The 26,822-nt window shown below is 35.6% G+C and carries 30 protein-coding genes and 1 pseudogene; 5 read left to right on the top strand and 26 right to left on the bottom strand.

Annotation, left to right across the window (positions count from 1 at the left end):
* Nucleotides 1-14: 14 nt before the first annotated feature.
* From AC806_RS03430 to AC806_RS03400, 8 genes and pseudogenes are all read right to left on the bottom strand, one after another.
* Nucleotides 15-848 (bottom strand): class I SAM-dependent methyltransferase, encoded by an 834-nt coding sequence (locus AC806_RS03430; RefSeq protein WP_014124402.1) that lies wholly within the window; start codon nt 846-848, stop codon nt 15-17.
* A gap of 29 nt (nt 849-877) precedes the next feature.
* Nucleotides 878-1,504 carry a GNAT family N-acetyltransferase gene (locus AC806_RS03425; RefSeq protein ID WP_041591787.1) on the bottom strand — a complete coding sequence of 209 codons (627 nt, stop codon included), beginning with the start codon at nt 1,502-1,504 and terminating at the stop codon, nt 878-880.
* 13 nt (nt 1,505-1,517) lie between these two features.
* Nucleotides 1,518-3,761, bottom strand: a complete 2,244-nt coding sequence (locus AC806_RS03420) for an ATP-binding cassette domain-containing protein (protein ID WP_014124400.1) — start codon at nt 3,759-3,761, stop codon at nt 1,518-1,520.
* A 197-nt stretch (nt 3,762-3,958) separates the two neighbouring features.
* On the bottom strand, nt 3,959-4,462 hold the full coding sequence (locus AC806_RS03415) for a hypothetical protein (protein WP_014124399.1): 504 nt from the start codon (nt 4,460-4,462) through the stop codon (nt 3,959-3,961).
* A gap of 80 nt (nt 4,463-4,542) precedes the next feature.
* Nucleotides 4,543-6,165, bottom strand: a complete 1,623-nt coding sequence (locus tag AC806_RS03410) for a glycoside hydrolase family 13 protein (protein ID WP_069028776.1) — start codon at nt 6,163-6,165, stop codon at nt 4,543-4,545.
* Nucleotides 6,166-6,329: 164 nt separating this feature from the next.
* Entirely contained in the window at nt 6,330-6,812 is a 483-nt protein-coding gene (locus AC806_RS03405; RefSeq protein WP_014124397.1) for a VOC family protein, read from the bottom strand.
* Nucleotides 6,813-6,976: 164 nt separating this feature from the next.
* Nucleotides 6,977-7,096: pseudogene (locus AC806_RS12000) on the bottom strand (oxidoreductase); the annotation flags it as partial.
* Between the two features lie 68 nt (nt 7,097-7,164).
* Complete coding sequence (locus AC806_RS03400) at nt 7,165-7,755, bottom strand: acyltransferase (protein ID WP_231960507.1); 591 nt, start codon at nt 7,753-7,755, stop codon at nt 7,165-7,167.
* Between the two features lie 129 nt (nt 7,756-7,884).
* Here AC806_RS03400 and AC806_RS03395 point away from each other — a divergent pair, with 129 nt between their 5' ends.
* Nucleotides 7,885-8,769: a LysR family transcriptional regulator gene (locus tag AC806_RS03395; protein WP_061841425.1), complete on the top strand. Its 885-nt coding sequence runs from the start codon at nt 7,885-7,887 to the stop codon at nt 8,767-8,769.
* A 107-nt stretch (nt 8,770-8,876) separates the two neighbouring features.
* On the opposite strand, the gene AC806_RS03390 is transcribed toward AC806_RS03395, so the two are convergent.
* The 9 genes from AC806_RS03390 to AC806_RS03350 form a co-directional block, all read right to left on the bottom strand.
* Nucleotides 8,877-9,398, bottom strand: coding sequence for an Asp23/Gls24 family envelope stress response protein (locus AC806_RS03390; protein WP_061841424.1), 522 nt, complete (start codon nt 9,396-9,398; stop codon nt 8,877-8,879).
* A 27-nt stretch (nt 9,399-9,425) separates the two neighbouring features.
* Entirely contained in the window at nt 9,426-9,608 is a 183-nt protein-coding gene (locus AC806_RS03385; RefSeq protein ID WP_069028775.1) for a DUF2273 domain-containing protein, read from the bottom strand.
* Between the two features lie 13 nt (nt 9,609-9,621).
* The gene (amaP, locus tag AC806_RS03380; protein ID WP_061841023.1) at nt 9,622-10,176 is read right to left on the bottom strand and encodes an alkaline shock response membrane anchor protein AmaP; all 555 of its coding nucleotides are present in this window, start codon (nt 10,174-10,176) and stop codon (nt 9,622-9,624) included.
* Between the two features lie 96 nt (nt 10,177-10,272).
* Entirely contained in the window at nt 10,273-10,812 is a 540-nt protein-coding gene (locus tag AC806_RS03375) for an Asp23/Gls24 family envelope stress response protein (protein WP_094243720.1), read from the bottom strand.
* A gap of 387 nt (nt 10,813-11,199) precedes the next feature.
* A complete protein-coding gene (locus AC806_RS03370) occupies nt 11,200-11,403 on the bottom strand; it encodes a hypothetical protein (protein WP_069028774.1) in 204 nt (67 codons plus the stop codon).
* 9 nt (nt 11,404-11,412) lie between these two features.
* Nucleotides 11,413-11,811, bottom strand: coding sequence for a hypothetical protein (locus AC806_RS03365; protein WP_082786927.1), 399 nt, complete (start codon nt 11,809-11,811; stop codon nt 11,413-11,415).
* A 120-nt stretch (nt 11,812-11,931) separates the two neighbouring features.
* Nucleotides 11,932-12,771 carry a class II fructose-bisphosphate aldolase gene (locus AC806_RS03360; protein ID WP_069028773.1) on the bottom strand — a complete coding sequence of 280 codons (840 nt, stop codon included), beginning with the start codon at nt 12,769-12,771 and terminating at the stop codon, nt 11,932-11,934.
* 46 nt (nt 12,772-12,817) lie between these two features.
* Nucleotides 12,818-13,336 carry a YjbQ family protein gene (locus AC806_RS03355; RefSeq protein WP_069028772.1) on the bottom strand — a complete coding sequence of 173 codons (519 nt, stop codon included), beginning with the start codon at nt 13,334-13,336 and terminating at the stop codon, nt 12,818-12,820.
* A gap of 2 nt (nt 13,337-13,338) precedes the next feature.
* Nucleotides 13,339-14,037 carry a triose-phosphate isomerase gene (locus AC806_RS03350; protein ID WP_069028771.1) on the bottom strand — a complete coding sequence of 233 codons (699 nt, stop codon included), beginning with the start codon at nt 14,035-14,037 and terminating at the stop codon, nt 13,339-13,341.
* Between the two features lie 174 nt (nt 14,038-14,211).
* Between AC806_RS03350 and AC806_RS03345 the strand changes: the two genes are divergently transcribed.
* The 4 genes from AC806_RS03345 (at nt 14,212) to AC806_RS03330 (ending at nt 16,670) form a co-directional block, all read left to right on the top strand.
* A complete protein-coding gene (locus AC806_RS03345) occupies nt 14,212-15,138 on the top strand; it encodes a sugar-binding transcriptional regulator (RefSeq protein WP_069028770.1) in 927 nt (308 codons plus the stop codon).
* Between the two features lie 13 nt (nt 15,139-15,151).
* Nucleotides 15,152-15,634, top strand: a complete 483-nt coding sequence (locus tag AC806_RS03340; RefSeq protein ID WP_069028769.1) for a GNAT family N-acetyltransferase — start codon at nt 15,152-15,154, stop codon at nt 15,632-15,634.
* A gap of 152 nt (nt 15,635-15,786) precedes the next feature.
* A complete protein-coding gene (locus AC806_RS03335) occupies nt 15,787-16,218 on the top strand; it encodes a LytTR family DNA-binding domain-containing protein (RefSeq protein ID WP_069028768.1) in 432 nt (143 codons plus the stop codon).
* On the top strand, nt 16,215-16,670 hold the full coding sequence (locus tag AC806_RS03330) for a DUF3021 domain-containing protein (RefSeq protein WP_083207552.1): 456 nt from the start codon (nt 16,215-16,217) through the stop codon (nt 16,668-16,670). Before AC806_RS03335 ends, AC806_RS03330 begins: the two co-directional genes overlap by 4 nt.
* A 43-nt stretch (nt 16,671-16,713) precedes the next feature.
* On the opposite strand, the gene abc-f is transcribed toward AC806_RS03330, so the two are convergent.
* From abc-f to AC806_RS03285, 9 genes are all read right to left on the bottom strand, one after another.
* On the bottom strand, nt 16,714-18,180 hold the full coding sequence (gene abc-f, locus AC806_RS03325; protein WP_069028767.1) for a ribosomal protection-like ABC-F family protein: 1,467 nt from the start codon (nt 18,178-18,180) through the stop codon (nt 16,714-16,716).
* Nucleotides 18,181-18,558: 378 nt separating this feature from the next.
* Nucleotides 18,559-18,741 carry a hypothetical protein gene (locus AC806_RS03320; RefSeq protein WP_041591785.1) on the bottom strand — a complete coding sequence of 61 codons (183 nt, stop codon included), beginning with the start codon at nt 18,739-18,741 and terminating at the stop codon, nt 18,559-18,561.
* 227 nt (nt 18,742-18,968) lie between these two features.
* A complete protein-coding gene (locus tag AC806_RS11655) occupies nt 18,969-19,325 on the bottom strand; it encodes a group II intron maturase-specific domain-containing protein (protein ID WP_014123482.1) in 357 nt (118 codons plus the stop codon).
* Nucleotides 19,326-19,378: 53 nt separating this feature from the next.
* Nucleotides 19,379-20,239, bottom strand: coding sequence for a group II intron reverse transcriptase/maturase (gene ltrA / locus AC806_RS03315; protein ID WP_014123943.1), 861 nt, complete (start codon nt 20,237-20,239; stop codon nt 19,379-19,381).
* A 572-nt stretch (nt 20,240-20,811) separates the two neighbouring features.
* Entirely contained in the window at nt 20,812-21,075 is a 264-nt protein-coding gene (locus AC806_RS03305) for a type B 50S ribosomal protein L31 (protein ID WP_014124377.1), read from the bottom strand.
* Nucleotides 21,076-21,209: 134 nt separating this feature from the next.
* Entirely contained in the window at nt 21,210-22,505 is a 1,296-nt protein-coding gene (rho, locus tag AC806_RS03300) for a transcription termination factor Rho (protein ID WP_014124376.1), read from the bottom strand.
* The gene (locus AC806_RS03295) at nt 22,502-23,767 is read right to left on the bottom strand and encodes a UDP-N-acetylglucosamine 1-carboxyvinyltransferase (protein ID WP_069028766.1); all 1,266 of its coding nucleotides are present in this window, start codon (nt 23,765-23,767) and stop codon (nt 22,502-22,504) included. Before AC806_RS03295 ends, rho begins: the two co-directional genes overlap by 4 nt.
* A gap of 134 nt (nt 23,768-23,901) precedes the next feature.
* Nucleotides 23,902-24,771, bottom strand: coding sequence for a class II fructose-bisphosphate aldolase (locus AC806_RS03290; protein ID WP_069028765.1), 870 nt, complete (start codon nt 24,769-24,771; stop codon nt 23,902-23,904).
* 269 nt (nt 24,772-25,040) lie between these two features.
* Nucleotides 25,041-26,648: a CTP synthase gene (locus tag AC806_RS03285; RefSeq protein ID WP_014124373.1), complete on the bottom strand. Its 1,608-nt coding sequence runs from the start codon at nt 26,646-26,648 to the stop codon at nt 25,041-25,043.
* Nucleotides 26,649-26,822: the final 174 nt, after the last annotated feature.

The following is a 26,822-nucleotide window of genomic DNA, read 5'->3' as shown; positions in this document are numbered from 1 at the left end:
CCTAAATTTTTTTACTAATTTTTTTCTATAATAATAGCCATCGTCTTATTTTCTTCATTATAAGCTCGTCCTGTAACATCGCTAAAAATTTCGCAAAACTCAAAACCAGCTTCTTGCATTTCTTTTATCAATGCATCCTTTGTAAAACAAGTATTCCACACATAATAAGGTGTAATTTCTGTATCTGAAACAATCGTGGTTTGTTCTAAAGTAACATCATTCGAATACTTATAATTTCCGTACAATGCAATATACTCATCTGGACGCCAAAAACCTCCGTTTTCACAGTTTTCCCACTTTTGTTCTTCTTGAAATTGTTGATAAAATTTTTGGGAAAAGACATCAAGTAATAATTTCCCACCTGGTTTTAAATGCTGATAAATATTATCCAGTAAAGTTTGACGATCCTTAGTCGATAAAGCACCATAATCACAATAGATTAATGTAGCTAAATCAAAGCTTTGTTTTAAATCCATTGCTAAATAGTCTTGATAATAATAAATATTTGCTAAGCCATGTTGCTGGGCGGACTTTTTGGCATAATCAATCGATCGCTTGGAAAAGTCAACGCCCGTTACTTGATAATTCTCTAAAGCAAACTTTTCTGCATATATTCCTGGGCCGCAGCCTATATCAAGTAGCTTGGGATAGGTTTGTGCTGGAATTTTTTCTTTAATCCAAGACACAGATTGTTCGATAAAAGAAAATTTGCGACTCGCACCAGAAAAATCCGGGTCTAAATGTGCTTTTAGCATTTGTTTCGAGATATATTCATCATCCCAAAAAGCTTCTTTTGATTTTGTATAAAGCGCTGGCTTTTCTAAGCTCTCTTTTAAATTATAAAACATTCACTACCTTCCTTTTTTACTCTTCTTATCTAAAATCGATAAATCATATGATAGACGCTAAAATGACTTGCTTGTTTATGCTCAACCATTTCATAACCAATGTGTGAATAAAGGTTCTTATTTTTTTCGTCCGCTGTATATAAGTAAATCGATTCAAAATCTTTTTTATACCGTTGATGGATTTCATTTAAAAACTGTTTACCTACACCTTTTCCTTGATAATTTGAAGTCACAGCAATCGCCGCTAAAGTGACATAGTTTTCTTTTAAAGGGTGGGTTAATTTCATTGTTTTGCTCATAGAAAATGCATTTCTATACTTTATTTTTGTTAATAATGGGAGCAACTCAAAAACTTCTGGGAAAACAAACCTTAAGGTATGGATCAAAGACTTTTGAGATGTTTTTTTCATAATAGAAACCCCTACAATAGTATCATCGATTTTAGCAACCATGATATCATGTCCCTGTTCAATATAAAGTTTAGCGTTCAACAAAGAAGCTTTATAGTACTGTTTTTCTGTCAGCTCATGATTAAAATTATAGGTATGAGCGGTAATAGCTTCTGTTTTAAAAGTTTCAACAAACAATTTCAACGCTTGCTCTAGCTCTCCATCTAATCCTCTTACTGTATGAAATGTTAGTCTATTCTTAGGCAATGGGCACTCCTTTTTAATTAACTAAATAAGGGGCAGTAACTGTATTGTCAGTTTTCGCTAAATCTTGAACTGTTCCTGAAAACGTAAGATAGCCCCCTTTATCTCCGCCTTCAGGACCGATTTCTATCACCCAATCGGCTCGTTTAATAACACTAATATGATGTTCTAGTAGAATAATACTATTGCCCTCATCTACCATTTGTTCAAATAAGTCTAGGAGCTGCTGAATATCATCTAAGTGCAAGCCGTCTGTTGGCTCATCTAATAGATAAATCGTTCCTTCGCGATGTAAATTATCCGCCAATTTTAAGCGCTGCAATTCACCGCCAGATAATGTCGTTAATGATTGATTTAATTTTAAATAGCCCAAACCTACATCTAAAAGTTGTTTTAATTCTTGGGCAAAAGGTTGGTCTTTAAAGAATGCAAAGCTCTCGTTCACGTTCATATCCAACACATCCACAATGGTCTTTCCTTGATAGAAGTATTGGGTTGCTTCTTCGTTGTAGCGAGCCCCATGGCACAATTCACAAACTGTTGTAACATCTTCCATAAAAGACATATCCGAAACGATAATCCCTTTACCCTTACATCTTGGACAGGCGCCTTTGGAATTATAACTAAACCAAGCAGGACTTACATTGTTTTCTTTGGCAAATAATGAACGGATTTTATCAAAAATATTTAAATAAGTCATCGGCGTCGACCGTAAATTCACACCAATATTTTTTTGTGAAATATAAACCATTTCCTTATCTTGTTGCATAATTTTTTGATAAATGACACTTGCCAATGAAGATTTCCCCGAACCAGCAACGCCACAAATAACAGCTAGCACGCCTAATGGAATATCAACGGAAAGATTTTTTAAATTATGCAGGTCAGCATTTTTTATCGATAATGTATTTTCCGATGTTCTTGGTGAATCGTTCAATGGTACTTTTTCATGAAGGGCTCGACTCGTTATCGTATTTGATTGTAAAAATTCACTATAAGGACCAGCAAACTGTACAGCTCCGCCATTTTCCCCAGCTTTAGGCCCGATGTCTATAATATAATCCGCCATTTGAATAAGTTGCGGATGATGTTCCACTAAAACCACTGTGTTTCCTTTATTTTTTATAGCAATCAGTGCTTGGCTCACACGTTCAATATCTTGCGGATGCAATCCCGCACTAGGTTCATCTAAAATATACATGATATCATTTAAGGAACTATTGATATATTTCGCGATTTTTATTCGTTGTGCTTCGCCGCCTGACAAGGTTCCAGTTGCTCTTTCCAAGGTTAAATAAGATAAGCCGATATCGATTAAAGCTTGTACACGTAACATAATTTCTGACTTTACATTTACAGCGAGAGGATCAGAAATAGCAGTGACAAATTCCTTTAGTTGCTCTAATGACATACTGACAACATCAGCGATATTTTTACCGGAAATTTTACAACTTCTAACCTTCTCATTTACTCGACTCCCATGACAATCTGGACACTCTTTTACCGTTACAAAACGGTCCAATTGTTTTTGGTGACGACGACCTTCATCCGAATGAATAATACTTCTTTGTACACGCGGTACAATTCCCTCATATAAAGCAGTATGTGGCCATTCAGCTGGCGCATTTTTGATTTGTTGTCGTGGCGCATAGAATAATAAGTCTTGTTCTTCTGGTGTGTAGTCTTTAATTTTTTCATCTAAATCAAACAAGCCACTATTAGCATAGCGTTTCCAACGCCATTTTCCTTTGTGAAACGTAGGAAAATCGATAGGGTCTTCGTTTAAAGACTTATTAAAATCAACCAGTTGATGTAGATGAATTTCAGTGACTTTTCCTAAACCATCGCAGGTTGGACACTTACCATCAGGATGATTAAAAGAAAAGGTATCAGAATAACCGATAAATGGTTTCCCAACACGAGAAAATAACAAACGTAAAAAAGTATATATGTCTGTATAGGTTCCCACAGTTGAACGAGAATTCGCTGAAACTTTTTGCTGCTCAATCATAATTGAAACCGGCAAATTTTCAATTTTTTCTACTTCAGGCCGTCCATATTTAGGCAAGTATGCCTGCACATAACTATTAAAAGTATCGTTTAATTCTCTTCTTGACTCAGCCGCCAAAGTATCAAAAACCAAAGAAGATTTTCCTGAACCTGAAACACCGGTAACCACAGTTAATTGATGTTTAGGGATCTCCACTGTAACATCTTTTAAATTATTCTGTTTAGCATTTTTTATTTTGATATATTCCATCACATAAGCCTCCAAATATATCTATATTATAACATGTTTCATCTAAATTTAGTTTTTAGATCACTTTAAGCCTTTGGCGTAAAAAAGCCAGATTTACGAAAAATAAAGTTTGTAAATCTGACTTTTTTATTAATAATTGTAACAGAGAGTGTTTTTCACTCCCCATGTTTTTAATATCAAGTAATATTTTTATCCGTTTATATATCAAGTTCTTCATTTAGCAACAAATCATCATTGGCTGTATCGATGATTTTCAAACGATTTGTTCGTTTAATAAATACGCTTTTGTATTCTTTTTGTCCTTCATCGTTAGAAAACAGTAATACTCTTTTATTTGGATTATCAGTGGCTGTCTCCATGGTTAAGCCTTCCAAATCAATGGTGTCTTGCAAAATATCGCCTTCCTCAAAGTCAGCAACATCATTTTCTGCATCTGAATTTTGCGATTCATCAGTAGAAGTTTCAGCAGTCTCTTCTTCTGTAGAAGCTTCTTCCGTCTCCTCTGTGGATTCTTCCATTGCTTCAGAACTTATCGAAGACGATTGTTCTGTTTCGGTTGATGTTTGTTCAGTTGATTCTGCTGTTTCTGAAGTTGCTGCTACTTCCTTATCTTCATTATTCTCAGTGGATGTTTGTTGTGTACAGCCTGCCAATAACATGGTTGAGATTAAGACAAGCGTTGTTACTTTTAAACTTTTCATTGTAATACTCTCCTTTAAATTATCTGTTTTATTTTATCATGTTTAAAGGGAGTACCCAAGTTTTATGCAAAAGCTTTTTCTTATTCCACTTCAACCACAAACGCTTGCCATGGCTGTAAGTTTATATTTTCAAGTGTCGTAAACTCGTCCACTGTATTTTGTATGATGACTTTTTTCATTTCATCTTCTGAAGAAAAAGGTTGTACTTCGCTGGAAAAGTTCGTTACCACTAACCAACGTTGTCCTTTGTACTTTCGATAATAACTAAAAACTTCATCAACAGTATCCACTAACTGAAAGCTTCCCCAAATCATAATTGGATTTTCTTTGCGTAACTGGATCAGTTTTTGATAAGTATAAAAAATTGAATTGGGTCCTTTTAACGCTAATTCTACATTAATATCTTTATAATTATCATTGAGTGCTAGCCATGGTTTACCAGATGTAAAGCCAGCGTTTGTTGAACTATCCCAAGCCATAGGACGACGTGCATTATCCCGGCCCTTGGCATTAATCGAAGCTAAGATATCTTTTTTATCATAACCTTTTGCTAAGCGTTCATGATACATATTAATGGATTCGATATCGGCTGCTTCAGAAATATCTGAAATAGGTGTATTGGTCATACCTATCTCTTCTCCTTGATAGATGTAAGGCGTTCCTTTCATCATATGCAACAGAATCGCTAACATTTTTGCACTTTGTACGCGATACTTATCATCATCACCCCAGCGTGAAACGATCCGTGGTTGATCATGATTGTTCCAATATAAAGAATTCCAACCTTCATCGCCTAACTCATTTTGCCATTTCGCAAGAACTTCTTTCAATTTAGCTACATCTAAAGGCGCTAAATCCCACTTTTCGCCATTTGCTTGTATGTCTAAATTCATATGTTGAAATTGAAAGACCATTGATAGTTCCTTACGTTCTGGTTTAGAATATAATTTAGCATTTTCCGGCGTTGCCGCCATCGTTTCGCCTACTGTCAATAAATCGTACTTGCCGAAAGTTTTTTGATTCATCTCTTGTAAATAATCATGTAACTTGGGTCCGTTCGTTGTAATTTTTTCTTGGGGGATTTTACCGATTAAATCAATCACATCCATACGGAAACCGCCGATGCCTTTATCAATCCAAAAATTCATCATATGATATACTTCTTCTCGTACTTTTTCATTTTCCCAATTTAAATCAGGTTGTTTTTTACTGAAAAAGTGAAGATAATATTGACCAGTCTCTTCTTCAAACTTCCAAGCAGAGCCAGAAAAAAAGGATGTCAAATCGTTAGGCGCCGTGCCATCTTCCGCAGGATTCGCCCAAAAATAATAATCACGATATGGATTATTTTTATCTTTTTTAGCTTCTATAAACCATGCATGCTCATCAGAGGTATGATTGACGACTAAATCCATTATAATTTTAATCCCTCGTTGATTGGCTTGGGCCAAAAGTTCTTCCATATCGTCCATACTACCAAATTCATCCATAATCGCTTCATAATTCGAAATATCATAGCCGTTATCATCATTAGGTGATTGATAGACCGGAGACAGCCAAATTGCGCCTATCCCTAGTTCTTTTAAATAATCTAGTTTTTCAATAATTCCTTGCAAGTCTCCAATACCGTCGCCATTACTATCGTTAAAACTACGCGGATAAATTTGATAAACTACAATTTCTTGCCACCAATGTTGTACCATACTATTCCTCCTTTGATTCATTTTAACTATACGCTCTTAGAATAAAAATTGAAAGCGCACTACTAAGTGTGGACTTTTTAAAACTGTAAATAATAAAAAAGTTACTCCTGTTTGTGAATAACCCTTGTTAATTATAAAAGCCGTAAACTTTCGCTTTGTTCCTTTCATTCCATCGCTGCCTTACGCAATTGTTTGATATCCAACTTTTTCATGGAAAACATAGTACGGTTAACATTTTCCACTTTTACCGGATCTGAATTGCTGAGTAGTTCATTTAATTCGCTAGGCACAATTTGCCAAGAAAGACCATACTTATCTGTTAACCAACCACATTCTTCTGGCTGGCCTTCTTCACAGAAACCTTCCCATAACCGATCTATTTCTTCTTGAGAATCACAGTTAACCATTAGTGAGATTGCAGGTGTAAATTTAAACATTGGTCCTCCATTAATCGCAATATATTCCTGATCAGCTAGTGAAAATTCTACTGTTAATACAGTCCCTTCTGGCATGTCAGATACCTTAGCGCCTGAAGAACCATAATAAGTGATATTATGAATAGAACCCTCTTCAAATAAAGAAGTATAAAACTTCGCCGCTTCTTCTGCCTGAGTATCAAACCACAAATTTGTCACAATTTTTTGCATCTGAAAAACCTCCCTTTTCAGACTCTCTGCTACATTCATATTTAGCTTAAACAACATTCCATTGTTATTAAAAAATGGTAACTAATCCTACATTTCACTTTTATTTTAACATAAACGCTTACAAATCGCTTATTGCTAATAATTATTTTATCTAAAGTTTTTTCTTACCACGGCTGTGTCGTAGGTCCGATAGTAAACTCATTAACATTTGTATCTTCTGGCTGATCAATGGCAAAAGCGACAACATTGGCTACACGGTCAGGACCAATTTCGTATTGATCATACATTGCATTTCACAGCAAACAAATACTTATATTACATACGCCCTATACTTAAAAAGCATATTAAGTCATTATTCTTCTATTTTGTCTGCCAAATTAGAAAGGAATTTTGCCGGATTTCCTCCTACAATTGTATTTGCCGGCACATCTTTGGTCACCACAGCTTCTGCGGCGACAACTGAATTCTCCCCCACTGTTACGCCTGGAAGAATAGTAGCATTTGAACCAATCCAAGTTTTTTCTTTCAAAACGATAGGACGCAGGTGCATAATCCCTCGCTTTTCTGGGTGATAATCATGGTTAATTATAGCCAAAACTACATTATGACCAATCAAACATTGATCACCAATTGTAATGCCTCCTTGGTCTTGAAAGCGACAACCAGAATTGATAAACACATTTTTACCGATTTTGATATTTTTACCAAAGTCAGACGTAAAGGGTAAAAACAAGGAGAAACCTTCATCTAATTCTTGGCCAGTGATTTGAGTCATCTGTGCTTTAATTTGCTCATCAGTATACACACCATTATTAAGTTTCGTACTCAGATAACGTGCTTCACTGGATACTTTTGTCATCGCACGATGGACTTCTGTATTGGGATAAATCACTTGCTCTTTTGCAAATCTGCTTAAAAGTTCTGTTAACTCTATTCTTCTCATTCCTCACTCATAATTTTTATATTTTTAACAAACAATACCTTTGCCACTCTATCATAAAATGATATGATTTATTTAGCAAATACTTATAACAAATATGTAACTATGCTTTTAACGTATAGGAGGAAACTTATGGAAATTCGATTGTTACGTTACTTTGTAGCGGTTGCCAGCCAGCAGACCATTTCTGCAGCTGCCCAACAGCTCCACCTTTCACAGCCGACATTATCCAGACAACTAAGTGATCTTGAAAATGAATTAGATACAACGCTATTTATTCGCGGCAATCGTAAAATTAGTTTAACCGCAGACGGACAGTATTTGTTAAAAAAGGCCCAAGAAATTATCCAGTTAACGGATAAAACGACGGCAAATTTTAAGCAAAAAGATGAAACATTAAGCGGAGAAATTTATATTGGCGCGGGTGAAACTAAGGGAATACAAGTTGTCGCTCAAGCTTTAAAAAAGCTTTTACAAAATTATCCTGCCATCCAATTCCATTTATACAGTGGTAACGCTGATGATATTATGAATAAATTGGATAGCGGTTTGCTGGATTTCGGAATTGTGATTGAACCTGCCGATAAGCAAAAATATGATTACATGCATTTACCAGAAAGCGATACTTGGGGTGTATTAATGCATAAAGATAGTCCACTAGCAAGCAAAGAAGAGATTCGTCCTGAAGACTTGCACAATAAGGCTTTAATTATTTCCCGACAAACGACCGTTGATAGTGAGCTTTCAAGTTGGCTAGGACAAGAGATTACAAACTTGAATATTGTCGGCACATATAATCTCCTTTATAATGCTGCACAAATGGCCAAAGAAAAACTCGGCTATGTTTTATGTCTTGATCGTCTGATTGACACTTCCATTGATAGCTCTTTAGTCTTTAAACCACTAACGCCTAATTTAGAAGCAAGTCTTAACATCATATGGAAGAAAAACCAGTTTTTTTCTACAGCAGCACAAGAATTTTTGCAAGAATTACGTAAAACAATTGAAAATGAATAGGAATCTCCTCGATAATAGCCTCGTTTTTTCTTTTCTAATATAAACAAAAAACGCGCTTTAGTGAAAAATCACAGAGCGCGTTTTTTAACATATTTTAAATTCAATGATTATTCAACTCTAGGTTCAGTTCTTGATTGTACTTCGTTTTTGGCTTTTTTCGTTGCTTTATTCGTTTGTTTTGAAAGATAACGACCTGTGGAGCTAGCAGCACCGCTTACTTTATCTTGCACAGTCTCGCTTTCTTCTTGATATTGCTCTTGCGATTTAATATCAACTACATTTACATTAACTTCAATTACTTCTAAATGCGTCATTTCACTAACTTCGCTGGAAATGATTTTTTTCACTTCATCATAGATTTTTCGAACGTCTTTACCAAATTCTACAACAATATCCATATCTACAGCCACTTGTTTTGTACCAACTTCAGTATGAATGCCTGTAGTCACATCATTTGTATTGACTAATTTTTCGGCAATGTTTGAGAAAAATCCTCCATCGATTGTCAACAAGCCATCAATATCTGCTAAAGCCAAACCAATAATCTTTTGAATGACTTTATCCGCAAAAGTTAATTCTCCCGAAATTTGTTGTGTTGTAGTTGTACTGTTGTTTGTTTTATTTTCCATCTGTCTTTCCCCCAATTCATACATTTTTTATTTAAAACGATCAAAAAATCCCATAGTATTTAAATAAATACCAATAAAAGCACCTAAAAAGATACAAATAATAAGTAATAAAGTTTCGGAAAATCCGATCGTTAGCAGAAGAACTGCCAATATTAACCCGATTCCTCCACCAATGATGCCGTATCGATAGCGCTGAAATAATCCTTGCATTTTGACATCCTTCCTATTCTACTCTATTTCTTGGGCCCGCATTTTCTTGTTCATCTTTTAAGTAAACCTCTGTTTTGATCGCATCTGTTGCTAACAAGTCAGAAACCTCATGCCGTATTTGCTCAACTAATTCATTTTGCTTTTCAGTTGTACGCATCGTTTTACGTAGGGCTCCGACAATTTTGATCTTAATCTTTTTCTTACTCATTTTAACCTTTACTCGAGGATTTTCAATAGAAGGTTCTTTTTTTAAGGTTTCTAATACAAAGTTTTCTACAACACTTTTTCGAACGCTTAAACGCCCATTTTTACCTTTGATCACTAGCGTATTGCTCTTTTTCGGATAAAAAATCGTTACAAGCATAAGAAGAATCGCTAAGCCGATAAAAAATACACTCAAGCAAAAAAGTATGATTTGAATATAAGGACCAACCAAAGGATAATTATCCATTGAAATAAAATAAACGGGTAAATAAATTGCTTGCTGGTTTTCAATCAGTACAAAAAAGAAGGTAATAAGTAAGCCGAGCAGCACAATACTAAATAAAAGTTTCCTTATTTTTCCCATCCTTTCACCCTCTCTGATAGATTCAATAGCTAGAATAGAAGTGAGTACCCACTCTTTTCTTTACTATACAATGGTACTCACGCTATTGAAAAACATTTACTCAACTTCGGGCTTATTTTTTGTTTCGGATTTTTCCAGGCCTTCATTTATTTTCCCAGCCGCTTGTTCGGTTTTTTCTGAAGTATAATCGGCAATTTCATTTGCTTTATCTTCTAGTGTTTCTTTATTTTGTTCATATTCTTCTTGTGTTTGAATGTCTGCTACATTGACATTAATTTCAATCACGTCTAAACGAGTCATTTTCTTCACTTCTGTAGTAATGACCTGTTTGATTTGTTCATATATTGCAGAGATGTCTCGACCATATTCACAAATAATCTGCATATCTACAGCCACTTGTTTTTTACCTACTTCAGTATCGATCCCTGCGGTAACATTTTCTGTATTGCTTATTCTATCAGCAACTGATGAAAAGAACCCCCCTTGAACATTCAATAAACCATCGATTTGTTCCATCGCGATACCGATAATTTTTTGGATCACTTTATCGTTAAAAGTTAGCTCTCCAGAAGCTTGAGAACGATCTTCCATTGCTTGAAAAGAATTGTTTCCTTTTGAAGTTTGCTCTGTTGTCATTTTGATTCCTCCTCATTTTATATAGTTCATGTTATCTAAAACAAATAAATTTTTCAAAAAATAACTATAAACATGCTTTTTATTTCATAAAATAAAATAGCTTTTTCTTCTGTTCTTATTATATTTGAAAGTTTTTCAAATCGCCAGCGATAACCACTTTAAGCAAGAAAAAAATTCTTGTTGCCACCATTATTGATAATTATTGGAGGCAACTTTTCTGATGTGGCACCAATCTGAAAAATATTGGAAGCGACTTTTCCGATGTCCCACCGATCTTTAGCAATTTAAAAAATATTTCCTTGTAATCCAGAAAAAAAAGAGAGAAAAATCTCTCGTTTTGTATCTACTGCTTAGATGTAGTAGTTTAATCAAAAAACTCACAACCAATTAAGATTGCGAGTCCTCTCTAGATTCAATATTTTGCTGGTCATTGTCATTATCATTATGATCTTCACTATCAGTGTTAACAAATTGCACTTCAAAAATGGTTTTTTGGGCGTCATTGTCATTGAAAGCATCAAACTGAGCAACCAAGGTAGCATGTTGCCACTTTTGTCTAATACTACTTTTGTATTGCATATCAATTGTCAATTCAGTGGTTTACTCTTTTTCTATTAGCGCCTGTTTCAAACCATCATGAACCTTATCGTTTACTGGAAGCAAGTAACTTTCGTTGCCCGGTAAGATATGCACATATTTATTTTGTAATTGTTCATTATCCAAATATATATCTATATTGATGTTTTTAGCAGTTCCTCCGCCTAAATTATACAAACTAAAATAATCAATACTTTCCTCGCCGATCTTCAATAAATCTACCGCATTTTGTAGCTTAAACTTACCGTTTTCATGAATGATAAATGTTTGCTCAAAACCTAGTGCTGGGTAAAAACCCAAACGCATTTGGTACAGTTGAATTGATATTGAAACACAATAAAAAATCGTCATAACAAGTGTCCCAATCGAACCCACAGCATTTAAAATACTGACAATATCCATAAATAACTCCCCCTTATTTTATACAAGTGTCCTAATTGCCTATACAAGTATAAAATAAAGGCCTTTTTTTATAAAGTATTTCCCTTCAAACGTACAAATAAAAAATCTTCTATGCTATTTTTACACAGAAATCGGTCGAGTCGCAAATACATCGTAGTAATGATTTAAAACAGCTAGCATTGTTTGATTCGCAATATTTTTCAATTGCAGATAATCTTCAGGCTGTTTTTTTTGTATGGCATAAAAAGCATCATTGATAAAATCGGAAAAGATGTTCACTTTACTAATACCATGTGTTGCACAACGATTTAAGTTGCTATCTCCACTAGAAGAACCGCCGTGAAGCACTAGCGGAATCGTTGTCATTTCATCTATTTCTTCAAGTCGTTCAAAGTTTATCGTGGGTGCCCCTTTATAAATTCCATGAGCTGTTCCTATAGAAATCGCTAATGAATCCACATTTGTCTGATCAACAAATGCAAGTACATCTTCTACTTCTGTATAGATGGAATCAGTAAGCGTGGGAGATTCGGAAAAATCATTTGATCCCACATGTCCTAATTCTGCTTCTACCGTTACATCGAATTGGTGGGCATATTCCACAACTCTTTTAGTTATCGCAATATTATCTGCAAAATTTTCTCTTGAAGCATCGATCATGACCGAAGTAAAACCCAATTCAATCGCCTTAAAAATAAAATCCGTATCTTCTCCATGATCTAAATGAAGAATAACTGGTACAGGACTTTTTTTGGCAAAAAATTTGCCGATCAGTGCTGCCTCTTCAATAGCTAACATTTCACTATGGGATTGTGCATACGCTAAAATTAAAGGCAAGCCTTTTTCTTCTGCTATCTTCACATAAGAACGTGCACTGTCTAAGTCAATAAAATTAGTAGCTGGTATGGCAAAATTTTCATCTTTAGCAGTAAGTAATGCGTTTTTAGAATTTACTAACATCGTTTATCTCCTTTTTTAAATATCTTTCTTGTAAAAGCGCTTTTATTTAATTGCCCATTATTAATAAATTACATGTTCGATGACGTTTTCGATTTTGATCCCAATCAACAAAATAAATATAACCTACAGAACCAATTAAAGGTTGGCCATCTTTAATGATCAATGTTTGGCTTGAACCAAACAGAGAAGCTCTTAAATGAGCATCCGCATTTAAAATGGTCGTTAAATCGTTGGGGTATTCCGGTGTTTGTTGGGAGAGTTCTTCTAAAAACTGTACGTGATCTTGTCCTGGATATAAATAATCACTTTCGGTTAACTGTCTGGGAATCAGTTTGTCCAAAATACGATTAAGATCAACTTGTAATAATTCATCCCCGTTCCAATCTTTATCATGGACAAACTCTTCAAAAATCACTGAACAAGTAGTATGTTGTGAACTAACGACACATAAACCATCTTGCACACCCGCTTCTTGAATCTCTTGTCGTACTTGATCGGTAATATCTGAATATGTGACTTTTGATCCGTTAGATTCGACTTTTAATGAACCATGTTCAATTTTCATAATTATCTTCCATCCTTTCCTTCTTCATAAACGCGTTGTACCGATTCAATCATTTCTTCTAGCATTTGACTAGGCAAATCTGCTTCGGTGATTCCACTTGTACATCCCGTACCATCGGCACCCAATTTAAGCGTGCGATACACATCCTCAGGGGTACTTATCCCAGCTGCTTGTAAAATATAGATATCCGGGTCAATCTCTTTTATGGCATGATTTGTTTCTTGGATATAACTTTCATCACTTGCTTGTCCCGTTCCAATGAGTTCAGTGGGTTCACAAAGCAAAACGTCAGGTTTAAGTAAAGCAATTGAACGAGCCTCTTCCAAAGAGTTAGCGCATACAATTGTTTTAATTCCCAGTTCTTTTGCCTTTTTCATCGATTGAATAAGCTCTGTTAATTGCAAAGGATGCTCCGCATGGTTCAAAAAGACTGCTCGAGTGCCTGCTTGATAAATAGACTCTGGTAATACTGCCCCCATTCCTCTGCCTGGGTCAATGCCATCCATGTGTTGCGCTGTAACGATAATATGTTGCGTATGACTTGCGATATTTGCTAAATCAGCATAAGGCGCAGTTATAAGAATCGTTAAATGGGGATACTTTTGGGCTAATGTGTCAGCTTTTTGTGCTAATTCCAATAATTTCTTACCATAAAAATAAGACTTCGGATTAAAAGTAAAAAAAGGTGCTTGCAATTTCATCGATCTCTTCCTTTCCATTTGTAAAAATTATTTACATTTGATAAATTTAGTATAACTTTCACAAGAAACCCTGTCAATATATAGTTTTCCAATTGAAAACACATTTAGCATTTGTTAAAACAATTATGTTATAATAAAAAGCACTTATAAAATTAATCCATTCAGGTGATCAAGTTGAACAATAGAAATAAAATGATCGTACAAGCTGCCCTCCTTTTTTATAAAGAAAATGTCAATCAAACAGAGATTGCCAAACAATTGAATGTTTCTCGTCCGACTGTGGCGACGCTACTCAAAGAAGCTGTAGATCGCGGTATTGTTAAAATTTCCATTCAAGACTCAGAAATTATGAATTTTGAACAACAAGAAATTCTCGCTAAAAAATATGGTCTAAAAACTGTTCTTATTTCCTCCGCTACTGCTTCTGAGGAGGAAGCCAAACAAGAAGTCGGCAATCTATGTGCTACTTTTGTAGAAAATAATTTAAAACGTATTAAAAATTTAGGGATTGGCTGGGGATCTACTTTAAATAAGTTTGCAGAAGCAGCCAGTTATCATCACTTTGAAGATTTATCGATCGTACCGCTTATCGGTGGTGTTGATGTATCAAATGTTAAAAACCAGTCCAACCACTTAGCTTTTATCTTATCGCAAAAATATAATTGTCATATAGACTATTTCTATGCGCCAGCCATTGCAGAAAGTTTAGAGATGAAAGAAGCCTTTGACCAATCACAATTTATTCGTGATATTATCCAAAAAGGAAAAAATGTTGATATGGCAATTACTGCAGTGGGCAATCCGATTGAATCGTCCTCCTATCGAAAGTTAGGTTATTTTAGTGAAGAAGACGCTTGTGAAATGAAAGAAAAGAATGTTATTGGAGATATTTTAGCCACATTTTTCAATAAAAACGGCGAGAGTGTTCCAACAAATATTTCAAAAAAAATGATTGGTGTTAATTTGGATGACCTTATGAACATTCCAGAAGTCGTTGTTGTAGCTTCCGGAAAAGAAAAAGCGCCTAGTATCCAGCATTTGTTAAAACAACCGATCATCGATCACTTAATTATTGATGCAGAAATTGCGGCAACATTATAAAAAGGAGCATAAAATGTTTACTTTTGAAAACTATCAAAGAAAATATCTCGCTCAAATGACAAAAGTTTGGAACGATGTGTTAAAAGACGGCGATGCTTTTCCAGGAGAAGAATTATTCACTGAAGAAGAATTTGAGACCTATGTAGCTGAACAAAGCATTGTTCGATGTATGACAATTAAAGGGAAACTAGCTGGTTTCTATGTTCTTCATCCTAATAATATCGGTCGTTGTAGTCACGTTGCCAATGCGAGCTATTGCATCGATAAATCTTACCGCGGAAGAAAAATTTTCTCTAATCTTGTAGAAGACTCACTCATACAAGCAAAAGCGCAAGGTTTTACCGGAATGCAGTATAATGCTGTAGTAACGAGCAATCTCCCTGCCATTCATATCTATCAAAAAAATGGTTTTACTACTGTGGGGACCATTCCTGCAGGATTTCGTTTAAAAGATGGTCGTTATTCTGATATGTATATTATGTATAAAGATTTGTAAATTGGTTATAGATGATGGAAAAACTTGGACCTTATTTTAGGTTCAAGTTTTTTATGCTAATACCACCTATCTGCTACAAACGCCCACTTATCCATAAGTTATATACATTTATGAATCATTCCACTATGCTTAATTTGAAGGAGGGAAAGAAGATGAAAGTAAAATTAGAATTAGACCAAGATCTGGACAAAGAAATGATTATTTTAAAAACAAAAAAACAGTCATCGAAAATTAAGGAAATTGTTGCCTATATCGAGCAAAAGTCCACACCATTAGTTGGAAAAAAACAAGACAAAAACTATCGAATAGCGATTAATGATTTTGTTAACTTTTATTCCAGTCAGAAAAAAGTCTTCGGTCACACAAAAGATCAAGAATATATTATTTCCTATCGTTTATATGAATTAGAAGAACAGTTGCCTCATTCTTTTGTCCGTATTTCTAATACCGAAATCATTAATTTGAATTACGTTCAACATTTTCAATTGAGTAAGAGCGGTTTAATTTTAATTCGTCTGTCAAATGGACATATGACAAGTTCATCAAAAAGATATTTAAAGAAAGTAAAGGAGCGCTTATTATGATGAAAAAAATTGCAGCTTGTTTAGGTATCGGTATCGTATTTGGCACATTCATCGGTTTAATTTTATCAGTCATTGCTTCATTAGTCTACAGTCAAACAGAGTATATGCCAGTAACGCCAGCGTTTATGTCCTATTTTTCTAATGAAATACAAGCCATGCTAGGAGCAATTGGTTTATGGTCAGCTATAGGCAGCATATTTTCATTGGCTAGTCTCATTTATTCAGAGACCGATTGGAGTGTCACTAAAATGACCTTGGTTCATTTTATCGTTACCTATTTAACCTTCCTACCTTTAGCCACTATAGCCGGCTGGACTTCTTTAAACTTAGGAACTTTATTTGGATTCACGCTTACTTTCCTTCTTATTTATGTAGTCATTTGGCTTGTTGCTATGTTAAGGGTAAAAAAAGAAATAGATGCGTTAAATAAACATTTGCAAGATAATAGCTAACTTAAAAAGCGTATCCTTTTTGTGGGATACGCTTTTCTAACCGTTATGAAATAAGCTGCAATTGTTTATCTTTTATTTCATAAACTTCGTCGGCTAATTTTTCGACAAAATAAGGATCGTGCGAAGTAAAAATAACCGTTCCTTCATAACTTGCAATCAACTTTTCTAAAGCTTCTATGGTTTTGATATCGATAAAATTCGTCGGTTCATCTAATATTAATACATTGGAAGGTCGTACAAACAATAGCGCAATAGCAAGTTTGGTTGCTTCTCCTCCACTTAAAGCAGACAACGGTTTATTAATCTCTAATTGAGCAAAACCTAAATTATTTAAAAGACTACGAACCAGTTTTTCTGGATACACCGTGCGTTTCATTAAAAAGGTTAGCATACTTTCTTCGACATATAATTTATAATCCATTTGTTGGTAAAAAGAAAAAGCCACCTTAGGTGATAAAACAACGCCTTCTCTGTCATTAACAATAGCATCCAGTAAAGTTGTTTTACCACTACCGTTTTCCCCTACAATCGCTATCTTCTTATTTAAAGCAAATTGAAAGTCCGTTTGTTTTAATAAAATTTTATCTCCGGCAGTTAATTGTAGATTTTCTCCACGAATAGGGTATTTATTATGAATTTCTACTGATTTTGGCGTAGGAAAATGAATTTCTTGTTCTTTGGTTTCTGTTCTGACTTCTTGAAGCTGAGACAAACGTGATTCCATTGACTTAGCAGACTTTTGCATTGATTTTTGCACCGTATCTTTTTGTTTTGAAGAAGAAAGACGATCAGGACGAATACTCTGTTGTTTTTTCTTATTAGATACTTTGCTTGCCTTTTCTGCTTGTTCTTTCTTTTTGGCAATTGCTGTTTCTAAACGCCTTTTCTCTTGTAAATAGTTTTCCTTGTCATGTTCATTTTTCATTTCTTCCTGTTCTTTTTGCTCTTTATAAGAATCATAATTGCCTTCATATTCAACAATTTTGCCATCTTGAATTTCCCATATTTTATCGGCTAATTGATTTAAAAAGTAACGATCATGACTTACAAACAGCAATGTTCCATAGTAATAACGCAGTTCTTCCACTAATTTTTTTACACTTTCCTGATCAAGATGAGTCGTCGGTTCGTCCAACAAAAGTCCCATTTGATATACTGAAAGTATTTGTGCTAAACGAAATTTCGAGCTTTCTCCGCCACTTAATGTCTGTAAATTATTTTTAGGAACATCAAATTGACTCATCAATGCCCAATCAAGTGAATCGATATTCAATAATTCGTCCACCTCTGCTATTTGCGGGTAATAATTGAATGCTACTTCTCTTTGAACTTCACCTTCAGGGATTAAATCACCATGAATAATTTTTAAGAGCGTAGATTTCCCCTCTCCATTTCCGCCAATAATACCGATGCGGTCGTTTTCATAAACAGATAATTCATCAATTGCTAATACTTCTTTTGCGCCAAAATTTTGCTGTATATTTTTTAATTTAATTGTTAATTGTTCCATGATATATTCCCTTTCTTACTTAGGAAAAGGAAAAAAATGAGTACACAAAAAAGGATAGTCTTCTACGGAACTATCCTTGCCATTTCAATTTTTATTTTATAGAAAAGTATACACTCATCCCTTGAAATCGCTATTCCTAAGACTTTTGAATTTATATTTAATTATTGATTCAAAAGTGCAAAGCGCAATCTCATAGATGCAGTCATTGTATACTTCCTTCCTTCATAATTTTCATTCTAATAATAACTTAACAGTTAGAAAAAGTAAAGATTTTGCTTTTTCCTATAAAAATTACAGATGAGGAATTAATCTAGCAAAAAGATTATTAGCAAATTCAAAAGTACATAAACATTTATATATATGAAAGGAGTATTCATATTATTTTTTATTAAAAAATGAACCAAGTTTATCTAACACAATTAAAAAAATAGAGAAAGCTATGATTTTTATAATAAACTTAAAAGAGTTTGTATCACGGAAAACAAAATTGTCCACGATAAAAATAACGCAAGCGTATCCTACTATGACAATTACATAAGGTAAAACCTTTTCAGGTTTCATAGAAACACTCCTACTCAAAATATATTAAATGTCCCATTAAACTCTAGTGTAAGCTACTAAAATTTCTTGAAAGATTTTCATTCATAAGAAAATTTGATAGTTTTTTGCACTATTTAAAAAGTATGGTCAAAAGTAATCGAGTAGGAGACTAACCATTAATTGATTAGTCGACCTCTCACACCACCGTACGTACGGTTCCGTATACGGCGGTTCAATAATTTAAGCTTTTATTTCTCAAGGATTTCAATGAAATCCTTGAGTTTCCATTGTTTGAACTTTTCTTTGCTGAAGATTCTATTTAGAAGTTTTGATTTTGAAATTCGCCAATACTGTTTCCGGCTATTCGCATACGTCATGGCCTCTTTATGAGAGGCCCCTCTTGCCTTCAGTTGGCGGTATTTCGTATCGACTTTCTTCCATCTTTTCCAAATCAAGGCTCGCAACCTATGTCGTAAGTATTCCATCTGTTTAGCTAGGAAAGTTTTTAGTTCTCCGTCTTTATAGTATTGAATCCAACCTTGGGTGTACTGATTGATGGTTTTGATCATCTCATCTAGCGTGCCCACCCTTTTTCGGTTCGTCAATCTTTTCAGCGTTCTTTTGAACTTTTGTTTGGCCGACGCTGTGGGTCGGCTCTTTACTTTCCCTTATCTTTTCTCATACGATAGCTCAGGTATTCTAATTGATGCGCCTTAATGATTTGGCTCTTTTCTTGATTCACCGTCAATCGTAATTTCTTTTCCAGGAATTGGGTAATACTTTCTTGGACTCTCTGAGCGGCCCGCTCGCTTTGGACAAAGATAATAAAATCGTCCGCGTATCGAATAAACCGATGGTTTCTTCTTTCGAGTTCCTTGTCCAATTGGTCCAGATAAACATTGGCTAAAAGAGGAGAAAGCGGGCTCCCTTGGGAGGCTCCTTTTGAAGTTGGACGAAGAATTTCGCCCTCCATTACTCCTGCGTTTAAGAAATTCCAAATAAGTTGGAGAACGGCCTTTTCTTCGATGTACCATTGCATACGATGCATAAGTTTCTGATGGTTAATCGTGTCAAAATAGCTCTTTAAATCACAGTCGACAACCACGTCATAGCCTTCTTCATAATATTGGCCTGCCTTCGCTATTGCTTGTTGACAGCTTTTTCCAGGTCTAAACCCATAGCTGTTTTCCGAAAAGGTCGGGTCGATCAAGGGCGTGATGACTTGTAAAATCATTTGTTGTACTACGCGGTCCCGTACGACGGGGATGCTCAATTTTCGTTTCTTGCCGTTTCCTTTAGGAATTTCCACACGTTTTGTTGGTTGTGGGCGATAGGTCCCTTCTCTCAGCTTTTGTACAAAGGGACGACGATACTTGTTCAAATGAGATTTGATTTCAGATACCGTCATATCGTCGATTCCCGGTGCTCCTTTGTTCTTTTTGACTTTCTCGATCGCTCGATCTATATTCATTGAGCTGACGAGTTCGTTCATTAATGGAAAGCCACTTTGGTTCATCATCTTATTGTCGTGCTCCCTTACGCGCTCCTCATTTCTTCTTTTGCTTCCAGCTTATCCTTCCACGAGTGAGCTACCTACCGGTCTTTACCACGGTATTGGCTGCGGTCCTGGTGAGCACGTCCACCTCCTTGTTTACTTCAAAGTTATTATTGTTCAGTCCTTCATATCCATAGGATACTACTATGACCTTGGCTGACTTCTGCCTATTCGTTGTTACTACGATTTCTATCGCTAGGCAGACCTCCTCGGGTAAGGTGCGATAACTTTCCACTCACGTCACCGCCTCATTTACTGTATGGGATTCGGGCAGTATTGGGCTTTGCTTTGTTTTGCAAGCTCGTCCGTCCCAATTCAGCCTTCTTATGAGATTCCTGTTCGTCAGTGCGAGTGTTTGCCTCCAGCTTCCTTCAGATTCCGCCTCACGACGGACACCCTTGCTTTTAGCTAACAGTTCCTACTGCCAAGCCTGTAGTGGACTTTCACCACCAAGTTATCGCCCATGCCGAGCGCACAAAAAAGAGAGCATCCTATGCCCAGGATCCCCTCTAAAAGCTAATAAATCAGCCATTTTATTATTCCGCTGCGTTGGCGTCTTTGAAACCGTATTTCTTGTTGAAACGGTCCACTGGGCCATCTGCTTGTGTGAATTTTTGACGTCCAGTATAGAATGGATGTGAATCAGAAGAGATTTCAACACGTACAACTGGGTATGTGTTGCCGTCTTCCCATTCAATGGTTTCTTCTGAATTTTTTGTCGAACCTGACAAAAATTTAAAACCTGTTGTTGAATCCATAAATACAACTGGATGATATTCTGGATGGATATTTTGTCTCATATTATTACTCTCCTTTGCCCTGAATTATTTGCTAAATCAGAGTGTTTCTTTACAACACGTAACATATTAACATTTTTTAGAACTTAATGCAATCAGGGGCTTTAATTTATTTGAAACTCTACTGTTTGGCAGATTTATCTTTTATTTGATCGCTTTGATTTTTTATCCGTAAATGAAACATCATGAAAAGAATCAAGAAACTCTTGATTTGTCTTCGTTTTTTTCAAGAAGCTTATAAATTGTTCCGTATTCTCTAAAGAATCACCCAACATATTATTACGCAAACGCCAAGTTTCTTCTAATTGCTCCGGACTCATTAACAATTCTTCTTTACGAGTGCTGGAACGTTTCAGATCAATTGCCGGAAATACTCGTCGTTCGGCTAATTGACGAGAAAGATGCATTTCCATATTTCCTGTACCTTTAAATTCTTCATAGATCACATCATCCATGCGACTGCCAGTATCTACTAAAGCCGTAGCTAAAACGGTTAAACTACCGCCTTCTTCAATATTTCTGGCAGCCCCGAAGAATTTTTTAGGTTTGTATAAAGCTGCTGGATCAATCCCACCGCTTAAAGTACGTCCACTGGGAGGTACGACCAAATTATATGCACGTGCTAAACGTGTAATACTGTCCATTAAAATAACGACATCGCGTTTATCTTCGACTAAGCGCATTGCCCGTTCTAAGACCAACTCTGAAACGCGTGTATGATTATTAGGCTGCAGATCAAAAGTCGAATAGACAACTTCACCATCTACACTTCGTTCTAAATCAGTAACCTCTTCAGGGCGTTCATCAATTAATAGAACAATTAACTCTACATCAGGATAATTTTCTGTAATCCCGTTGGCAACCTCTTTTATAATACTAGTTTTTCCTGCTTTAGGAGGCGCAACAATCAGTCCACGTTGCCCAAAGCCAACGGGGGAAAATAAATCCATTATCCTGGTAGAAATTCTTCCTGGTGTAGTTTCTAATGTGAACGGTGTTTCTGGGTAAAGTGCTGTCAGAGCTGGAAAATGTGGACGTTTTTTAGCTTCTTCCGGATTTTTTCCATTAACACTTTCAACATGCATCAAACCATAATAACGTTCAGATTCTTTAGGAGGACGTGCTTTACCTGCAACCTTGTCCCCATTTCTTAAGCTGAAACGACGAATTTGTGAATTGGAAATATAAATATCTTCAGCACTTGGTCCATAGTTAATCGGACGCAAAAAACCATAACTGTCTTGTGAAATAATGTCTAAAATTCCTTCCATATAGAAGAAACCTTGTTTTTCCGCTTGTGCGCGAATAACAGCCAAAGATAATTCTTTTTTGTTCATTTGACTATAATACGAAATTTTAAAATCTCGTGCGTAATTATAGATTTCTTTTAGCGTCATATTGTCTAATTCCGCCATTGTTAAATAGTCGCTCATTTTTCATCCTCTACCATTTCTATATCGGCTCCTAGCTTTGTTAATTTCTCAATAATATGATCATAACCACGCAAAATGTATTCTACACCACCAATAGTTGTAATACCTTCTGCCATCAAACCGGCAGTAACCAAGCAAGCCCCTGCTCGCAAGTCGGAGGCTTCTACTTCTGCACCATGTAATTGACTAGAACCATTAATAATCATCGTATTTCCTTCAATCGAAGCATTGGCACCCATACGAACTAATTCTGGAATATGATTAATACGTTTAGAATAAATCGTATCGATAACCTCAGAACTCCCGTTTGCTTTTAGTAAAAGCGGCGTAAGTGGTTGCTGTAAATCAGTAGCTAAACCTGGATAAGGATAGGTTTTTACAGATACTGCTTGTAAGTTTTCTGTCTTAGGCACATAAATTGCGTCTTCAGTAATGTCTAACTCCACACCAATTTCTTCTAATTTAGAAATATAACTATCCAAGTGTTCATAAATAACATTTTTGATTTTAACACCTTCACCACAAGCAGCTGCCATAGCCAAATAAGTTCCTGCTTCAATTCGATCGGGGATAATCGCATGACGACAACCATGTAGATTTTCAACACCTTCGATACGAATCTCATCTGTACCGGCACCACGAATTTTGGCGCCCATATTATTCAGCAAAGTAGCTACATCAATAATTTCTGGCTCTCTTGCGGCATTTTCAATAATCGTACGTCCTTTGGCTTTTACAGCAGCTAACATCACGTTAATCGTAGCGCCAATAGAAACCATATCCAAGAAAATACGGTCTCCTTGCAATCCTTCTTCTCTCGTACGTAAATACATGGCACCGTGTTCGTTTGTCACTTGCGCCCCTAAGGTTTCAAAACCTTTAATATGTAAATTGATCGGCCGTGGACCAAGATCGCAACCACCGGGTAACCCTACTACGCCTTCGCCAAATTTGCCTAACAAAGCGCCCATAAAATAATAAGAAGCACGTAAACTATTAATTTTTCCACTTGGCATCGGAACGGAAACAATATGAGTTGGATCAATTTCAAGTTGATTATTTTCAAAAGTGGTTTTTACACCCATGATTTCGAGGATTTCAATTAAAGAATGGACATCTTGAATGTCGGGTACTCCTTCAAGTGTAACCGGAGAATCTGCTAAAATTGCAGCGGGGATCAAAGCGACGGCACTATTTTTAGCTCCGCTAACAGCTACTTCACCTGACAACGGTTGGCCGCCGTGAATCACAAATTTTTTCATTTTTTTCACCTATTAATTATTTTTTTATGTACTTATACATACGAACCTTATTCTACCATAATAAGAAACTTGAAAAAAGCTAAAAAAACTCACGAACCAATGTTTTGGTCCGTGAGAGCTATCGAAAGGATGAGTTAAGCTTTATCAGCTGATCCGAACCAATCGATATGGTTTTTAGCTTCTTTGATGATTGCTTCTTTACCAGGTGCCAATAATTTACGAGGATCAAAGCCTTTACCTTCTTGATCTTTACCGTCTTCAATGTATTGACGAGTTGCTTTAGCAAATGCAATTTGGAATTCAGTGTTTACGTTAACCTTTGAAATCCCCATTGTAATAGCTTTTTCAATTTGGTCTTGTGGAATACCTGAACCACCATGTAGTACTAATGGCACATCTTTACCTACAGCTTCTGTGATAGCTTGTAAATGGTCAAAGTCTAAACCTTTCCAGTTTTCAGGGTATACACCGTGGATATTACCAATACCACAAGCTAGAAAGTCAATACCTGTATTAACCATTTGAATACATTCGTCGATATCAGCTAATTCACCTGCACCTACAATGCCGTCTTCTTCGCCACCAATTGTTCCTACTTCACATTCAACAGACATACCTTTTGCATGTGCTTTTTTGACAACATCTTTTGTTTTTGCCAGGTTTTCTTCAAAAGGAAGAGATGAACCATCAAACATTACTGAAGTATATCCAGCTTCGATACATTCTAACGCATGTTCATATTCACCATGGTCTAAATGAAGAACAACAGGAACGGTAATGTTCATTGAATCAATTAAGTTATTTACCATATCAACAACTAATTTGTAACCGCCCATGTATTTTGCAGCGCCCATAGAAGTTTGGATTAATACTGGTGCATTTTTTTCTTGCGCAGATTGAAGAATCGCTTGGGTCCATTCTAAGTTGTTTGTGTTATAAGCGCCAATTGCATACCCATTCTTACGTGCTTCCTTAAAAATTTCTGAGCCTGATACTAATGGCATAATAGTTTCCTCCTAAATTTTAATTGAACGTTTTTTACTAAGTCTTACTTAGTCAACATCTTTATTTTAGCAAATTATTCAAATTTTTTCTACTAAATCTAGAGGATTCTGTCGATTTTCCAACTTTTTCGCGTCTTGAACACCAGGAAATAAGAAAATTTTCAGAAAAGAAATGAACTTTATCATTCTTTAAAAGCCTGTATAAGAAATATCTTACTATGATTTAAAAAACTCGAAAAGCTTCTCTCAGCTTTTCGAGTTAAAATACTTTAATCTTCTTTTGATGCCAAGGAAGCTTCCACAAAACCTTTAATTAATTTTTGTGGACGGTTCGGACGAGAGATTAATTCTGGATGGAACTGACAGCCAACAAAGAATTTATTTTCAGGAACTTCTACAATTTCTACTAAATGGTTATCTGGAGATACACCAGAAAAAACCATACCACTTTCTGCAAAAGTATCACGGAAATCATTATTAAATTCATAGCGGTGGCGATGACGTTCTTGTACCACTTCTTCTTCTTGATAAGCTTGTGCTGTTTTCGTTCCTTTTTGCAACTTACAAGGATAAAGTCCTAGACGTAGTGTTCCACCTAAGTCCTCTACTCCTTCTTGATCAGTCATCAGATCAATAACATTGTATGGCGTTTCTGGATCTCTTTCGGTAGTATTAGCGCCTTCTAAGCCAATCACATTTCTGGCAAATTCAACACAAGCCATTTGCATGCCTAAACAAATCCCTAAAAATGGGACGTCATTTTCTCTTGCATAACGAATGGTTTCGATTTTTCCTTCAATTCCGCGATCCCCAAAACCGCCAGGAACTAAAATACCATCGACATTACCTAATATATCTTCTACATTTTCAGCAGTAATTTCAGCAGAATTTATAAGTTCAACATCAATGTCTGAATTATAACAAAAGCCAGAATGTTTTAATGCTTCAATAACTGAAATATAAGCATCAGGTAACTCAACATACTTTCCTACAATAGCAATACGAACAGTCTTTTGTAAGTTCAGCACACGATCAACTAACCCTTGCCATTCTGTCATATCTGCTTCTGGTGCGTCTAGATTCAGATGATCTAAAACAATTTTGTCCATTTTTTGTTTTTGTAAATTTAATGGAATAGAATAAAGTGTATCAACATCACGAGATTCAATCACAGCTTCCGGCGCAACATCACAAAACTGCGCTAGCTTATTTTTCATCCCTTGAGAAATAGCTTCTTCAGTTCGTACCACTAAAATATTGGGTTGAATGCCTAAACCTCGCAATTCTTTTACGCTATGTTGGGTAGGCTTCGTTTTCATTTCCCCTGCTGCTTTTAAATACGGGATTAAGGTAGTATGAATATAAAGAACGTTATCTGAACCTACGTCTCCTTTCATTTGACGTAGTGCTTCCAAAAAAGGTAAGGACTCGATATCACCAACAGTACCGCCAACTTCTGTAATAATGACGTCTGAATCCGTCATATTAGCTGCGCGCATAATTTTTTCTTTGATCTCATTTGTAATATGCGGGATGACTTGAACCGTAGCGCCTAAGTACTCGCCTTTTCTTTCTTTACGAATAACTTCTGAATAAACTTTTCCCGTAGTAACATTAGAATATTGGTTTAAATTAATATCAATAAACCGTTCATAATGTCCTAGATCCAAATCGGTTTCTGCGCCATCATCTGTTACAAATACTTCCCCATGTTGATATGGGCTCATTGTGCCTGGGTCCACATTAATATAAGGATCGAACTTTTGGATCGTTACTTTCAATCCACGGTTTTTTAATAAACGACCTAAAGAAGCCGCTACAATCCCCTTTCCGATAGACGAAACAACGCCGCCAGTTACAAAAATGTATTTGGTCATAACAAAAAACTCCTTATCCTTTTTTCAGGTGCTGTTTTTAGAAATAAAAGAAAACTCCCTATTCAGTTTGAATAGGGAGCATTATTTACTAAAACGATCATAGCTCTTTAATATAAGAGCGCCCAAGCAAAATATTACCTTGTTCATTTAAGAAAGTCAATCGTTAAAAAACAA

The organism is Tetragenococcus halophilus (assembly GCF_001712815.1).
GTDB lineage: Bacteria > Bacillota > Bacilli > Lactobacillales > Enterococcaceae > Tetragenococcus > Tetragenococcus halophilus.
Note: the sequence above shows the minus strand (reverse complement) of the source record. Positions and strands in the feature narration are given on the sequence as shown.

Bases quoted from the DNA above. Each gene is read 5' to 3' on its own strand.
- AC806_RS03410 (WP_069028776.1), bottom strand. From the start codon at position 6,165: ATGGTACAACATTGGTGGCAAGAAATTGTAGTTTATCAAATTTATCCG.
- AC806_RS03355 (WP_069028772.1), bottom strand. From the start codon at position 13,336: ATGAAAATTGAACATGGTTCATTAAAAGTCGAATCTAACGGATCAAAA.
- amaP (WP_061841023.1), bottom strand. From the start codon at position 10,176: ATGGGAAAAATAAGGAAACTTTTATTTAGTATTGTGCTGCTCGGCTTA.
- AC806_RS03365 (WP_082786927.1), bottom strand. From the start codon at position 11,811: ATGGATATTGTCAGTATTTTAAATGCTGTGGGTTCGATTGGGACACTT.
- AC806_RS03320 (WP_041591785.1), bottom strand. From the start codon at position 18,741: ATGAAACCTGAAAAGGTTTTACCTTATGTAATTGTCATAGTAGGATAC.
- AC806_RS03385 (WP_069028775.1), bottom strand. From the start codon at position 9,608: ATGCAAGGATTATTTCAGCGCTATCGATACGGCATCATTGGTGGAGGA.
- AC806_RS03295 (WP_069028766.1), bottom strand. From the start codon at position 23,767: ATGAAAAAATTTGTGATTCACGGCGGCCAACCGTTGTCAGGTGAAGTA.
- rho (WP_014124376.1), bottom strand. From the start codon at position 22,505: ATGAGCGACTATTTAACAATGGCGGAATTAGACAATATGACGCTAAAA.
- AC806_RS03390 (WP_061841424.1), bottom strand. From the start codon at position 9,398: ATGGAAAATAAAACAAACAACAGTACAACTACAACACAACAAATTTCG.
- AC806_RS03330 (WP_083207552.1), top strand. From the start codon at position 16,215: ATGATGAAAAAAATTGCAGCTTGTTTAGGTATCGGTATCGTATTTGGC.
- AC806_RS03335 (WP_069028768.1), top strand. From the start codon at position 15,787: ATGAAAGTAAAATTAGAATTAGACCAAGATCTGGACAAAGAAATGATT.
- AC806_RS03360 (WP_069028773.1), bottom strand. From the start codon at position 12,771: ATGTTAGTAAATTCTAAAAACGCATTACTTACTGCTAAAGATGAAAAT.
- AC806_RS03305 (WP_014124377.1), bottom strand. From the start codon at position 21,075: ATGAGACAAAATATCCATCCAGAATATCATCCAGTTGTATTTATGGAT.
- AC806_RS03430 (WP_014124402.1), bottom strand. From the start codon at position 848: ATGTTTTATAATTTAAAAGAGAGCTTAGAAAAGCCAGCGCTTTATACA.
- AC806_RS03290 (WP_069028765.1), bottom strand. From the start codon at position 24,771: ATGCCATTAGTATCAGGCTCAGAAATTTTTAAGGAAGCACGTAAGAAT.
- AC806_RS03415 (WP_014124399.1), bottom strand. From the start codon at position 4,462: ATGAAAAGTTTAAAAGTAACAACGCTTGTCTTAATCTCAACCATGTTA.
- ltrA (WP_014123943.1), bottom strand. From the start codon at position 20,239: ATGATGAACCAAAGTGGCTTTCCATTAATGAACGAACTCGTCAGCTCA.
- AC806_RS03395 (WP_061841425.1), top strand. From the start codon at position 7,885: ATGGAAATTCGATTGTTACGTTACTTTGTAGCGGTTGCCAGCCAGCAG.
- AC806_RS03285 (WP_014124373.1), bottom strand. From the start codon at position 26,648: ATGACCAAATACATTTTTGTAACTGGCGGCGTTGTTTCGTCTATCGGA.
- AC806_RS03350 (WP_069028771.1), bottom strand. From the start codon at position 14,037: ATGAAATTGCAAGCACCTTTTTTTACTTTTAATCCGAAGTCTTATTTT.
- AC806_RS03420 (WP_014124400.1), bottom strand. From the start codon at position 3,761: ATGGAATATATCAAAATAAAAAATGCTAAACAGAATAATTTAAAAGAT.
- AC806_RS03400 (WP_231960507.1), bottom strand. From the start codon at position 7,755: ATGAGAAGAATAGAGTTAACAGAACTTTTAAGCAGATTTGCAAAAGAG.
- AC806_RS03375 (WP_094243720.1), bottom strand. From the start codon at position 10,812: ATGACAACAGAGCAAACTTCAAAAGGAAACAATTCTTTTCAAGCAATG.
- AC806_RS03405 (WP_014124397.1), bottom strand. From the start codon at position 6,812: ATGCAAAAAATTGTGACAAATTTGTGGTTTGATACTCAGGCAGAAGAA.
- abc-f (WP_069028767.1), bottom strand. From the start codon at position 18,180: ATGGAACAATTAACAATTAAATTAAAAAATATACAGCAAAATTTTGGC.
- AC806_RS03340 (WP_069028769.1), top strand. From the start codon at position 15,152: ATGTTTACTTTTGAAAACTATCAAAGAAAATATCTCGCTCAAATGACA.